Source organism: Synechococcus sp. CS-1329 (assembly GCF_025128055.1).
In the GTDB taxonomy this organism is placed as follows: Bacteria; Cyanobacteriota; Cyanobacteriia; order PCC-6307; family Cyanobiaceae; genus Regnicoccus_A.
Window position 1 is genome coordinate 25,444 of sequence record NZ_JAHLYS010000039.1, and the last position, 10,554, is coordinate 35,997.

The window sequence follows — 10,554 nt, forward strand, 5'->3', positions numbered from 1 at the left end:
GAACCTCGAAGAATTCGCTTCCAGCAACTGCCTGGTATGCAGTTAGCGGCAGATAGCTCCATCAGAAACCGCAGCCTTGCCTATGCAGTTCTTTCTAGGGTTACTCCGTCGACGCCGAGATTGAATGGGTATGGGTTGGTCCCTGTGGTGCCTTTGGCGAGGAAGAATACCAACTAAGGCCAGCTGGTTGGGAAGATCTCAAGGCCTCTCCGTGAGTCGCCGCAAGCGCAGCGTGCCTGAATCGATGCGTGCTATTCACGCGTAGTAGCGATCCTGGGCGCCGTTGCCAGAGCAGGATCACCATGACATCGAGGCGATGGCCCTGAAGTTCAGGCGAGGTCGGCTGGCGCCGCTTCCATCCTGGTGACCCAGCCGTGCATGCGGGAGCACCCTGCTCCATTGCCACAGCTGCCAGTTGCAGATGGTCTCTGATCCGTTCCCCTGCGCAGCGCTGACGATGGCGGCCCCCAGCCTTCAGACTTGAGGACCTGCAGCGGACGCCGCACGCCCCGCCAATGCTCACCATCGAATCGGTCGAACTGCTGCTGCTGGTGGCGGCGGTGGTCGCCATGGTCGCCCGCAGGCTGCGGCTGCCCTACAGCGTAGGCCTGGTGCTGGGGGGCATTGTGCTGGCCTGGCTGCCCTTCGCCCCTGACATCCCTCTGACGCGGGAGCTGATCTTCAACGCCTTTCTGCCGCCCTTGATCTTCGAGGCGGCGATCTACATCGCCTGGCCCTCGCTGCGCAAGGACCTGCCGGTGGTGCTCACCCTGGCCACGGTGGGGGTGGTGCTCTCCGCCGGCATCACCACGCTGGGGATGCATTACCTGGCCCACTGGAGCTGGCCGGCGTCGCTGTTGTTCGGCGTGCTGATCTCGGCCACGGATCCGGTGTCGGTGATCGCCACCTTCAAGGAGGCAGGCGTGCATGGCCGGCTGCGGGAGCTGGTGGAGGCGGAGAGCCTCCTCAACGACAGCACCGCCGCCGTGGGCTTCGGCATCGCCATCGCCTTCGCCACTGGCGCTGCGATCACGCCGCTGGGCACGGTTCAGTTCCTGGCCGTGACGGTGCTGGGCGGGGTGGCCTGTGGCGCGGCGGTGGCCGCGGCCCTGCTCGCCCTGGCCGGCCGCACCGAAGACCCCCTGGTGGAGATCACCTTCACCACGGTGGCCGCCTACGGCTCCTTCCTGCTGGCGGAGCACCTGGAGGTGTCTGGCGTGTTGGCCACCCTCACCGCCGGGATCATGCTCGGCAACCTCGGCCCCCTCGGGGCCATCTCACCCAAGGGCCGCGAGGCGGTGCAGTCGTTCTGGGACTACGCCGCCTTCGTGGTGAACTCGCTGATCTTCCTGCTGATGGGGATGCTGGAGGCGCACCAGAACTTCAACCGCGTTCTGCTGCCGATCGGCATCGCCATCGCCCTGGTGATCGTGGGGCGGGCCCTGTCCACCTATCTCTGCTGCAGCCTGTTCCAGGCCTCACCCCTGCGGGTGAAGGCCAGCCACCAGCACGTCCTCTTCTGGGGCGGCCTGCGCGGCGCCCTGGCCCTGGCCCTGGCCCTAGGCCTGCCCACCAGCCTCCCTTACCGCGACGCCGTCGTGACAGTGGCCTTTGCCGTGGTGGCCTTTTCGGTGATCGTGCAGGGGCTATCGATCACGCCTTTGATGCGCTCACTCGGCGAGATCGGACCGGCCAGCGCCGACATCGCTGAGGACATCGCCCTGGAGGCCAGTCGCTGAGAGTTTGCGGAAAGCTCTCCCAGGAGCCGCATTTTGCCCCTCTCCGATCTGATATCGCCGGATCGGGATCATTCAGCGGCACAGACAACGCCATTTGGGGGTCCCCCGATTTCATCGCTTTGGCCCTGTGTTGGCTGACCGGTAGCGGCATTGATTTGGGCACTTCTCTGGGCAACCAACTGGCCATACCGTTGCCATGGCGGGTTTGAGCAGTGTGTCCTGGCTGCGCAGCTTGAGCTGGCGCAGCCCGCCGAGCGCTTGATCCTGACAACTCCCTTCTCGATGCCGTGGCGGGTGTTGATCGATTGGGCGTCATCCTGCTGGCGGGTTGTGCGTCCATTGATGGCTGATCAGCCGCGGCGTGAGCGGTGTTCTGGGCCACATGAGGCTTGACACCGATCCGGCGCATCTCGGCGATGGATCCCCTGGTCGCAGTTCTTGCCGGCACCGAGAAGCTTGCCGACCATGGCGACTGAACGGAAGCAATGAAACTGTCCCGGCCGTTGATACGAGCTCCCGCAGGGACACAGGCTCTGGGTCAAGCAGCAGAATCAAGACCATGGAACTTCACGCCGACCTCGCCCAGCGGGTGGTGCTCGACACCACGGCCCTCCCCTGGACCCCATCGCCGATGGCCGGGGTGGATCGACGAATGTTGGATCGCCTCGGTGGAGAAGTGGCCCGGGCCACCTCGACCGTGAGTTATGCCGCAGGCAGCCGATTCGAGTGCCACAGCCATAGCGGGGGTGAGGAGATCCTGGTGCTGCAGGGCACCTTCTCCGATGAACAGGGCCACTACCCATCCGGGACGTATCTGCGCAACCCGGCCGGCTCCGCCCATGCCCCGTTCAGCGAGGACGGTTGCACTCTCCTGGTGAAGCTGCATCAGATGCATCCGCTCGATCAGGCGACGGTGGTGATCGACACCCGCAGCAGCGACTGGTTGCCTGGTCTGGTGGCTGGCTTGCAGGTGCTTCCGCTGCACGCCTTCGGCTCCGAGCATGTGGCCCTGGTGCGCTGGGCGCCGGGTACGCGCTTCCAGCTCCATGGGCATCCTGGCGGCGAAGAAATCTTTGTGCTGGATGGAGTCTTTCAGGACGAGCAAGGCAACTATCCCGCCGGCAGCTGGCTGCGCAATCCCCACGCCAGCTCGCACTGTCCCTGGAGTGAGGCTGGCTGCACGATTTGGGTGAAGACCGGCCACCTGCCGAAGACCCTGGCCCCTGATGGCCTCGAAGGGTGAATCAGGGGGGTCTGTGACGATGCCAAGTCAAGCTCGCTGGATTCCAGCAACAGCACGGCTCAGCACCAACCTGATCACCAGTCTTATGGCCAGCCTGAGCACTGCTCTGGTCGCCAGCGTGCTGCTTCCCTGGGGAGGAGTGCCGGCGGCCTCTGCGGCGATGGTTCACCTGGCGGCAGCCTGTCGAGCACGGATCAAGGCCTTCGATTGGCAGGGCGCTGTGCAGCTCTGTAGCCAGGCGATCGAGAAGGATCCGAAGCTCACGGCTGCCTGGATCGACCGTTGTCAGGCCAGCCTTTAACTCTCCAGGCTGAGCGAGGCGATGGCGGATCGCCGCCAAGCGATCCAGCTGGAGCCTGAGAACTCAGAAGCCTATCTTCGCCTTGCCGATGTGAAAGCCATGTCTACGCCCGTTGACTACCCCAGTGCGCTGGAGACTTGCGCCAAGTTCATCGAGCTTGATCCAAAGGATGGATCGGCCTACAGCAATCGTGGGGTCGCCAGGCATGCCCTCAATGATTACAGCGGGGGCCTGGCTGATTACAACAGGGCTATCGAGTGGAGCCCGCTGAGGTGCTCACCTACTGCAACCGCGGCGAAACACTGTTTCTGCTCGGGCAATCCCAGCTCCCCTGTGCCAGCTTCCGCCAGGGCCGTGCGCTCAAACCCGGCTTCATCCCGTTGCCCGGGGATTTTGACGCCGCCTACCTCAAGGCCTGTCGCTGAGACGGCCTCATCCGCTCCTGGCTCCAACACCCAGGCCTGAACAGGATCTGACGGTAGGGTTCGCGCCGTCATCTCTGCTGCGATCCGCTGCGTCAAGGCCATGAACGTTCTCTTGTTCCTGCTCGTGGGCGTCACCGCCGGATGGTTGGCCGGTGGGCTGGTGATGCACCTGGTGGCTGGGATCATCGGTGCCCTCATCGGCGGCCTGGCCCTGGTGGGCCTGGGCCCCTCCCTGGGCGGTGCGCTGCTTGACAGCGTCATCAAGGCGGCGATCGGCGCTGGGCTGGCGGTGCTGGTGTTGCGGCTGATCAAGCGGCCCTGACCATGTTCTGAAGTGTTGTGCCAGCTTGGAGTTGGGCACGCCCCACGCGCTGCCCAGCCACTGGCTGCATCAGCAGGAGGTCTCCCCATGCATGCTCATTCACTGGATCTACCCGAAGCCCTGAACCTGCTCGACTTAGATCAATTACCTGAGGATTTCGGGGAGCTTTCACGTCAGGTGGCCTGGCATCAGCCCGCCACCAAGCCATGGGGTAAAACCGAGACCCTGGCTTATCGGGTGGTCTGGCAGGCCGTCGAGCAGCACGTCGAGCATCTGGGCGAGAGCGTCAGCGGTTAAGGCCCTCCATCCGCCAGGTCACGAAGCTGCCCACCGGGCTCCAGAGCAGGAAGGGGATCAGCAGCCATGCCGCTGGCCGCGACTGCTGCACCACCACCACCGCCAGGGCCACTCCCCAGGCCCAGCCCGCCAGGCCGATCACGGTGCCGTTGCGCAGGGTCCGGCTGCGGCAGATCAGCAAGGTGTAGCTCTGCACCAGCAGCACCAGCCCCAGATAGCCCGCCATCAGTGCCAGGCTGCTGCTGGCCTGCCACACCAGCAGGGCCGAGGCATAGAAACAGAGGTAGATCGCCAGCCAGATCGCCGGGATCCAGCGCTCGAAGGTCAGCCAGCGGGGGCGGCGCAGCTGCAGGAACCAGCGAAAATCGGCCTGGGACGGGTTGAGCAGGGCTCCAACCGCCACGATCACAGCCAGGATCACCAAGGCTGCCACCATCGTCAGTGCGTGCATCGAGTCCCCAGGCTGATGGTCCGGTGGCTGCAATCGCCACGCTCTCTCCAGGGCCGTCATCAATCCGTACGACCTGCCGCTGCAGCGCCTGTCCTGAAGACTGGGTTACGTTGACGCCACGCCGCTGAGGTCGGGTGGAGATCACCATTTGGCAGGCTGAGGCCCAGGGTGCGGCGCTGGAGCGCTCCGGAGCCACCGTGCTGGAGCCGGGCCCGGATGAGGTGCTGCTGGAGGTGCTCCATTGCGGGCTCTGCCACAGCGATGTGTCGATGCTCGACAACGCCTGGGGGATCAGCACCTACCCGCTGGTGCCCGGCCACGAGGTGGTCGGACGGGTGAGCGCGGTGGGTGCCGGGGTGAGTCGCTCGCTGCTGGGATCGGTTCAGGGCCTGGGCTGGTTCGCCGGCAGCTGCCGTCACTGCGACTGGTGCGTTGGGGGTCACGCCAACCTCTGCCCCTCGCTCGAAGCGGTGGTGGTCGGTCGCCACGGAGGCTTCGCCAGCCATGTGCTGGCCCATCAGGACTGGATCGTGCCGATCCCCGCCGGGCTTGCCGCCGCCGATGCCGGGCCGCTGTTCTGCGGCGGCATCACGGTGTTTGCTCCGCTCTTTGATGAGGCGGTGTCACCCACGGCGCGGGTGGCGGTGATCGGCATCGGCGGGCTGGGCCACCTCGCCCTCCAGTTCGCCCGCGCCTGGGGCTGTGAGGTCACAGCGATCACCACCTCGATGGCCAAGGCGGAGGAGGCCCGCCAGCTCGGGGCCCATCGCGTGCTCAGCCTCGCTGAGCTGGGCGACCATCCGGGCGCCTTCGATCTGATCATCAACACCAGCAACCACGATCTCGATTGGCCGGTGCTGATCGCCAGCCTGGCGCCCCTCGGGCGGCTGCATCAGCTGGGGGTGCCGCCCTCGCCGCTGGAAATCCCCGCCTTCCCGTTGATCGGCGGTCGCCGCAGCGTCACCGGCAGCCCCACCTCCTCGCCCGCCACCCTGCGGCGCATGGTGGAGTTCTGCGGCCGCCACGGCATCACGCCGCAGGTGGAGCACCTGCCGATGGCCGAGATCAACACGGCGATCGCGCGGCTGCGCCGAGGTGATGTGCGCTATCGCTTCGTTCTCGATGGACCGGCCTGATGGCGGCAGCGGCTGAGCTGATGCTGGAGGTGGCCCTGGCGATGCTGGAGCGCGACGGCCGCTGGTTGGTGCAGCTGCGCGACGACATACCCGGCATCGTCGCTCCGGGCTGCTGGGGCCTCTTCGGCGGCCACCTGGAACCTGGCGAGAGCCCTGAGCAGGCCGTGCGGCGGGAGCTGCAGGAGGAAATCAGCTGGTGCTGCGGCGACCTGCCCTTCTGGTTCCGTCACAGCAATCCGCAACGGATCGCCCATTTCTTTCGCTCCAGCCTGCCTCTGTCCCTGGACGGCCTTCAGCTGCTGGAGGGTCAGGACATGACGCTCGCTGGCCTCGATGAGCTGGCCGCCGGTGAGGTCTGGAGCCCCAGGCTGCAGCAGAGCCGGCCCCTGGCCCCCTCCCTGCAGCTGGCGCTGGAGACCCTGCGCCGCAACCCATGAGCGCGGCGGAGCCCTACCTCGAACTGGAGGCAGTGGAGGCCTGGCTGGGATCCCGGCGGGTGTTCGAGAGCCTCAGTCTGCGGCTGCAGCAAGGGCAGAACAGCGTGATCCTGGGTCCGAACGGAGCCGGCAAGAGCGCTCTGATCAAACTGCTCAGCCGTGAGATCTACCCCGTGGTCAGGCCGGGTTCACACCTGCGCCTGTTCGGGCTGGAAACCGTCAACCTCTGGGACCTGCGCGCCCGCATCGGCCTGGTCTCCCGTGACCTCCAGGCTGGTTACGTGGGCGCGGTGCCGGCCGCCGATGTGGTGCTCTCGGGCTTCTTCGGTTCGGTGGGGATCGGCCCCAGCCAGCACCCCAACGCTGGCCAGCGTCAGCGGGCGTGCGAACTGATGCGTCGGCTGCAGCTGGAGGACCTGGCCGATCGCCCCTACCGCCAGCTCTCCGATGGCCAGCGCCAGCGCCTGCTGCTGGCCCGCGCCCTGGTGCACGATCCCCAGGTGCTGGTGCTGGATGAACCCACCACCGGCCTTGATCTGGGCGCCAAGCACCAGCTGCTGCAGATTCTGCGTGAGCTGGCCCAGGCCGGTACCACTCTGCTGCTGGTCACCCACCAGATCGAAGCGATCATCCCTGAGATCAGCCGTTGTCTGCTGCTGAGTCAGGGGGTGCTGGTGGCTGATGGCCCGACGGACGAGCTGCTGGCCGCTGGCCCCCTCAGCCAGCTGTTCGGCATGCCCCTGCAGGTGTTCAGTGCCGGTGGATTTCGCCAGGTGCTGCCGGCCTCTCCCCATGAGCAGGGCCTCACCCAGGCTCACGGTTCCTGGCGTTCCCTGTGAGGCTGGGGCAAACTCACAGCAGAGCGTCCATGGGCATGGCATCGACCAGGCAGCACCGCAGACCGCGCTGGCTTGGGCTCCTGGTCTGGGCGCCCCTGCTGGGCCTTCCTTTCGCCGGCGACGCGTTGGCCATGTCCTCCCCCTGGTGGGAGAACTACGACGTGCGCGAAACGTTCCTCTGCAACGACACCAACAAGGTGGTGGTGGAGCGCAACGACGCCCAGGCGGCGCTGCTGGCCGGACGCTCCCGCACCACCCTCTTCCGCGAAGACTCGCCGCTGCCGGGCCTGCGCTACGGCACCGACCGTCTGCGCCTGATCCTGCGCGGCGACGAACTCACCCTGGAGCGGCTGCCCCAGCGCATGGTCTGTCTGCGCACCGATCAGGTCTGATGGCATGACGCCCCTCGCTGATCGCACGGTGCTGCTGCTGATGGCCATCACCCTCGGGGTGGTGGCGGCCCTGGTGTTCTGGAGCGTGCGGCTGCAGCCCGCCCCCGAAACCCCCCTGCTCTGGAAGGAGACCCCCGGCCGCAGTGCCCCAGCCGGCCCGGCGGCCCAGCCGAAAGGCACCCTGCTCTGACTCCCTTGGCATCCCCCGACGACGGCCCGGAGGGCCAACGACAGCTCGACCCCCTGCCCAAGGGGTTGGTGGAGCTCTATGGCCTGCTGGCGGTGCTGTTCGTGCTGGTGCCCGAGTGGATGGCCGGCGGTGCCATGCGCTCGATCCCAGGGGTGCACCAGGGCAACCCCCTGCCGGTCACGGCCAGTGCCTGGCGCCGGCTGCCGGAGCTGCGCCTGGCGGCCCTGGACCTGGCCCAGCTGCGCGAGCTGGCGCGGAGCCTGCGCCTCTGGGGCTACGCCAGTGACAGCCGCGATCGGCTCACCCTGCGAATCCTCAGGCGGCTCAAGCGGGTCCGCAGCTGGGAGGCCTTGCTGCCGCGGGGGCTGTGATAGCTTCCATTTCAACGGGGCGTAGCGCAGCTTGGTAGCGCACCACTTTGGGGTAGTGGGGGTCGTGGGTTCAAATCCCGCCGCTCCGATTCTTTAACCGTTCATCACCACTTCACCGGCTTCCCCAGCCGGTTTTTTTGTGCCTGCCCCCGCCAGCAGACCCTGCAGCGACGAGCGGCTGCTGTCCTGGCTGAGCCGGTCGCCAAGCTCCAGCCAGTGCTGCCAGCCCTCCCGCTGCTGGCCTTCGATCCAATGGCTGAGCTGGGAAAACAAGGGGCTGGAGCCGAGCACATCCTCGAGTGCTGCGGCCAGCACCTGCAGATCGTGCAGGTCACCGAGGATGTCCTGGGCTCGCTTGAGGTCGCTGAGCCAGGGGCTGAAGGCGGGCTCGAGGTAGGGCTCCAGGTTCTCGAGGCCGTAGCGCACCCCCTTGATCCGCTTGCGCAGCCCATGCAGGGCCGGATCAGCGGGATCAGTGCTGAACCAGCCCGGTTCAAGAAACAGCCCCGCCGCCGCCTGGGCGCGCCACTCCCCCAGCCAGGGCTGCAGGGGCCGCTCCCCCAGGCTGGTGAAGTGGGGGTGGTCCTGCCAGCGGTGCAGGCGTTCCAGCAGTTTCAGGTAACGGTGGCCGCGCAGGGATTCCGCCAGTCCCTCGAAGGCCCGGCGCCGATCGCGGTTCAGCTGTTTCATGGCGGGGCGCAGGGCCCTGGTTTCAGCCTCTGTCAGAGATGGCAGCAGCCCGCTCTCCAGGCGCTGGCGCAGCACATCGAGATCACGGCAGAGCCCGGTGCGCCGGGCCACCCGGGCGATGCGCCGTTCGCTGATGCCATCGGGCAGGCTGAGGGCCGGCTGGAACTGCACCAGGGCGGTGCGCAGCCGCCGCAGGCTCACCCGCAGCTGATGCAGGGGTTCAGGATCGGCATCGGCCAGCACCTCCGGCTGCAGACGTCCCAGCCGGCGGGTCTGCTTCTGGATCAGCTGGGCGGCGTGGCTGCCGTTGCTGACGGCCTCCGGGATCGGCAGCGATGACGCAGCCAAGCGATCAGATCCTTGGTTCCCGGCTGGTTCCATGGTCTCGTCAGGTTCCATGGTCTCGGCTGCTGCTGGCTTCATTCTCCCGCCGGCGCCGCCCAGGCTCCCAGGTTTCTAGCGGGGCAGGGGGCGCTTGAGCTGCTGGAAGCTGCGACCCAGGGCCTGGCCGACCGTGAGCCCCACCGGCAGATCGCCGGCGAAGGAGCTGCCCAGTACATGGCGGTAGAGCTTGGTTTCTACCAGCCGGTAGGTGGTCTCCGGCAGGGGAATCGCCCCAACGGCTTTGACGATTTCAGGACCCTGGCGCACGAAGGTCGTGACGAACCGCTGCAGCTCAGGGCGCTTGAGCAGCTGCTCGTTGTTGATGTATAGAAACAGTGGACGGGAGAAGGGCAGGTAACGCTCCTTCTGCACGGTCTCAAAGGAAGGACGCACGGCCCCCTTGGGCCCCTTCACCGCCAGTGATCGGATGCGATTGCGATTGGCGGCATAGTAGCTGTAGCCGAAGTAGCCAAGGGCCTGCAGGTCGTTGGCGACGCATTTCACCAGCACGTTGTCGTCTTCACTGCTGGTGTAGTCGCTTCTGGAGTTATCGGCCTGGCCGCTCACCGCCTTGTTGAAGTAATCGAAGGTGCCGGAATCCTTGTCAGGACCGCAGAGGGTGATCGGTCGTGCCGGCCAGGCGCTGTTCACTTGATTCCAGGTCTTGATACGGCCCTGGGCACGGCGATTCCAGAGACGGCCCAGCTCTGCGGGGGAGATCTCCCTGGCCCAGCTATTGCGGGGATTCACCGCCACGGTGAGGGCATCGAAGGCGATCGGCAGCTCGATGAAGCGGATCCCCTTGGATTCACAGGCCTTGAGCTCCTGGCTGTTGATCGGCCTTGAGGCATTGCTGATGGCCACGGCCCCGGCGCAGAACGCACGGAAGCCAGCGGTGGTGCCGGTTTCCTTGAGCTCGAAGCGCACATCCCGACCGGCGGAGCTCTGGCGGAAGCGGCGGATGGCTTCGCCTGTGATCGGGAAAACGGTGCTGGATCCACTGATGCGGATCACTGGCTGGGTGCTCTGGGCCAGAGCTGAGCTGGGAGACGCCAAGGCCGGCAGAAGGGCCAGGGCGGCCAGAGCGCTGGGCGGCCGAGCTCCCAGGCCCAGAGGCGAACGCAGCGGCTTCAGCTTCGAGCTCATGGAGTGGTTGCCCTTCAACTCCACTCTGGGGGCCGAAGGGCTGCTTCTCCGTTAAGAGTTTGCTGAAAAACCCCGCTTCCTCTGCGAGAATGAGTCAACTGCCCCAGGTTTGATGCGAGGTCAGCAGGAGCGCAGCGGCTCCTTGTTCTCCTACGTCTCGATCGAGGAGCGGATCCCGGCCAGCCATCCGC

General features: G+C 66.4%; 15 protein-coding genes, 1 tRNA gene and 1 pseudogene. 13 read left to right on the forward strand and 4 right to left on the reverse strand.

Going from position 1 to position 10,554, the window contains the following annotated elements:
* The first annotated feature begins 515 nt into the window (after positions 1-515).
* Complete coding sequence (locus KQ304_RS09955) at positions 516-1,739, forward strand: sodium:proton antiporter (RefSeq protein WP_259736945.1); 1,224 nt, start codon at positions 516-518, stop codon at positions 1,737-1,739.
* A gap of 216 nt (positions 1,740-1,955) precedes the next feature.
* Here KQ304_RS09955 and KQ304_RS13730 read toward each other — a convergent pair.
* Positions 1,956-2,197, reverse strand: a pseudogene (locus KQ304_RS13730) (IS5/IS1182 family transposase); the annotation flags it as partial.
* Positions 2,198-2,298: 101 nt separating this feature from the next.
* Between KQ304_RS13730 and KQ304_RS09965 the strand changes: the two are divergent.
* The 5 genes from KQ304_RS09965 (at position 2,299) to KQ304_RS09985 (ending at position 4,327) form a co-directional block, all read left to right on the forward strand.
* Positions 2,299-2,982, forward strand: a complete 684-nt coding sequence (locus KQ304_RS09965; protein ID WP_259736946.1) for a cupin domain-containing protein — start codon at positions 2,299-2,301, stop codon at positions 2,980-2,982.
* 19 nt (positions 2,983-3,001) lie between these two features.
* Entirely contained in the window at positions 3,002-3,283 is a 282-nt protein-coding gene (locus KQ304_RS09970) for a hypothetical protein (RefSeq protein ID WP_259736947.1), read from the forward strand.
* 257 nt (positions 3,284-3,540) lie between these two features.
* Complete coding sequence (locus tag KQ304_RS09975; protein ID WP_259736948.1) at positions 3,541-3,708, forward strand: hypothetical protein; 168 nt, start codon at positions 3,541-3,543, stop codon at positions 3,706-3,708.
* A 100-nt stretch (positions 3,709-3,808) separates the two neighbouring features.
* Positions 3,809-4,030 carry a GlsB/YeaQ/YmgE family stress response membrane protein gene (locus KQ304_RS09980; RefSeq protein ID WP_259736949.1) on the forward strand — a complete coding sequence of 74 codons (222 nt, stop codon included), beginning with the start codon at positions 3,809-3,811 and terminating at the stop codon, positions 4,028-4,030.
* An 87-nt stretch (positions 4,031-4,117) separates the two neighbouring features.
* Positions 4,118-4,327, forward strand: coding sequence for a hypothetical protein (locus tag KQ304_RS09985; RefSeq protein ID WP_259736950.1), 210 nt, complete (start codon positions 4,118-4,120; stop codon positions 4,325-4,327).
* On the opposite strand, the gene KQ304_RS09990 is transcribed toward KQ304_RS09985, so the two are convergent.
* Positions 4,317-4,763 (reverse strand): TspO/MBR family protein, encoded by a 447-nt coding sequence (locus KQ304_RS09990; protein ID WP_259736951.1) that lies wholly within the window; start codon positions 4,761-4,763, stop codon positions 4,317-4,319. The two genes, KQ304_RS09985 and KQ304_RS09990, sit on opposite strands and share 11 nt — an antisense overlap.
* Positions 4,764-4,912: 149 nt before the next feature.
* Here KQ304_RS09990 and KQ304_RS09995 point away from each other — a divergent pair, with 149 nt between their 5' ends.
* The 7 genes from KQ304_RS09995 to KQ304_RS10025 all read left to right on the forward strand — a co-directional run bounded on the left by KQ304_RS09995 (position 4,913) and on the right by KQ304_RS10025 (position 8,232).
* Positions 4,913-5,914: an NAD(P)-dependent alcohol dehydrogenase gene (locus KQ304_RS09995; RefSeq protein WP_259736952.1), complete on the forward strand. Its 1,002-nt coding sequence runs from the start codon at positions 4,913-4,915 to the stop codon at positions 5,912-5,914.
* Positions 5,914-6,351 carry an NUDIX hydrolase gene (locus KQ304_RS10000; protein WP_259736953.1) on the forward strand — a complete coding sequence of 146 codons (438 nt, stop codon included), beginning with the start codon at positions 5,914-5,916 and terminating at the stop codon, positions 6,349-6,351. Before KQ304_RS09995 ends, KQ304_RS10000 begins: the two co-directional genes overlap by 1 nt.
* Entirely contained in the window at positions 6,348-7,190 is an 843-nt protein-coding gene (locus KQ304_RS10005; RefSeq protein ID WP_259736954.1) for an ABC transporter ATP-binding protein, read from the forward strand. The genes KQ304_RS10000 and KQ304_RS10005 overlap by 4 nt, the downstream gene beginning before the upstream one ends.
* Before the next feature lie 131 nt (positions 7,191-7,321).
* Positions 7,322-7,582: a hypothetical protein gene (locus tag KQ304_RS10010; protein ID WP_259736955.1), complete on the forward strand. Its 261-nt coding sequence runs from the start codon at positions 7,322-7,324 to the stop codon at positions 7,580-7,582.
* A gap of 4 nt (positions 7,583-7,586) precedes the next feature.
* Entirely contained in the window at positions 7,587-7,772 is a 186-nt protein-coding gene (locus KQ304_RS10015; RefSeq protein WP_259736956.1) for a hypothetical protein, read from the forward strand.
* Positions 7,773-7,777: 5 nt separating this feature from the next.
* The gene (locus tag KQ304_RS10020; protein ID WP_259736957.1) at positions 7,778-8,143 is read left to right on the forward strand and encodes a hypothetical protein; all 366 of its coding nucleotides are present in this window, start codon (positions 7,778-7,780) and stop codon (positions 8,141-8,143) included.
* Between the two features lie 15 nt (positions 8,144-8,158).
* Positions 8,159-8,232 (forward strand) — tRNA-Pro (locus tag KQ304_RS10025).
* A gap of 4 nt (positions 8,233-8,236) precedes the next feature.
* On the opposite strand, the gene KQ304_RS10030 is transcribed toward KQ304_RS10025, so the two are convergent.
* A complete protein-coding gene (locus KQ304_RS10030; RefSeq protein ID WP_259736958.1) occupies positions 8,237-9,181 on the reverse strand; it encodes a CHAD domain-containing protein in 945 nt (314 codons plus the stop codon).
* Between the two features lie 108 nt (positions 9,182-9,289).
* Positions 9,290-10,363, reverse strand: coding sequence for a PstS family phosphate ABC transporter substrate-binding protein (locus KQ304_RS10035; RefSeq protein WP_259736959.1), 1,074 nt, complete (start codon positions 10,361-10,363; stop codon positions 9,290-9,292).
* Positions 10,364-10,554 lie beyond the last annotated feature (191 nt).

Bases quoted from the DNA above. Each gene is read 5' to 3' on its own strand.
- KQ304_RS09955 (WP_259736945.1), top strand. From the start codon at position 516: ATGCTCACCATCGAATCGGTCGAACTGCTGCTGCTGGTGGCGGCGGTG.
- KQ304_RS09965 (WP_259736946.1), top strand. From the start codon at position 2,299: ATGGAACTTCACGCCGACCTCGCCCAGCGGGTGGTGCTCGACACCACG.
- KQ304_RS09970 (WP_259736947.1), top strand. From the start codon at position 3,002: ATGCCAAGTCAAGCTCGCTGGATTCCAGCAACAGCACGGCTCAGCACC.
- KQ304_RS09980 (WP_259736949.1), top strand. From the start codon at position 3,809: ATGAACGTTCTCTTGTTCCTGCTCGTGGGCGTCACCGCCGGATGGTTG.
- KQ304_RS09985 (WP_259736950.1), top strand. From the start codon at position 4,118: ATGCATGCTCATTCACTGGATCTACCCGAAGCCCTGAACCTGCTCGAC.
- KQ304_RS09990 (WP_259736951.1), bottom strand. From the start codon at position 4,763: ATGGTGGCAGCCTTGGTGATCCTGGCTGTGATCGTGGCGGTTGGAGCC.
- KQ304_RS10000 (WP_259736953.1), top strand. From the start codon at position 5,914: ATGGCGGCAGCGGCTGAGCTGATGCTGGAGGTGGCCCTGGCGATGCTG.
- KQ304_RS10005 (WP_259736954.1), top strand. From the start codon at position 6,348: ATGAGCGCGGCGGAGCCCTACCTCGAACTGGAGGCAGTGGAGGCCTGG.
- KQ304_RS10010 (WP_259736955.1), top strand. From the start codon at position 7,322: ATGTCCTCCCCCTGGTGGGAGAACTACGACGTGCGCGAAACGTTCCTC.
- KQ304_RS10015 (WP_259736956.1), top strand. From the start codon at position 7,587: ATGACGCCCCTCGCTGATCGCACGGTGCTGCTGCTGATGGCCATCACC.
- KQ304_RS10035 (WP_259736959.1), bottom strand. From the start codon at position 10,363: ATGAGCTCGAAGCTGAAGCCGCTGCGTTCGCCTCTGGGCCTGGGAGCT.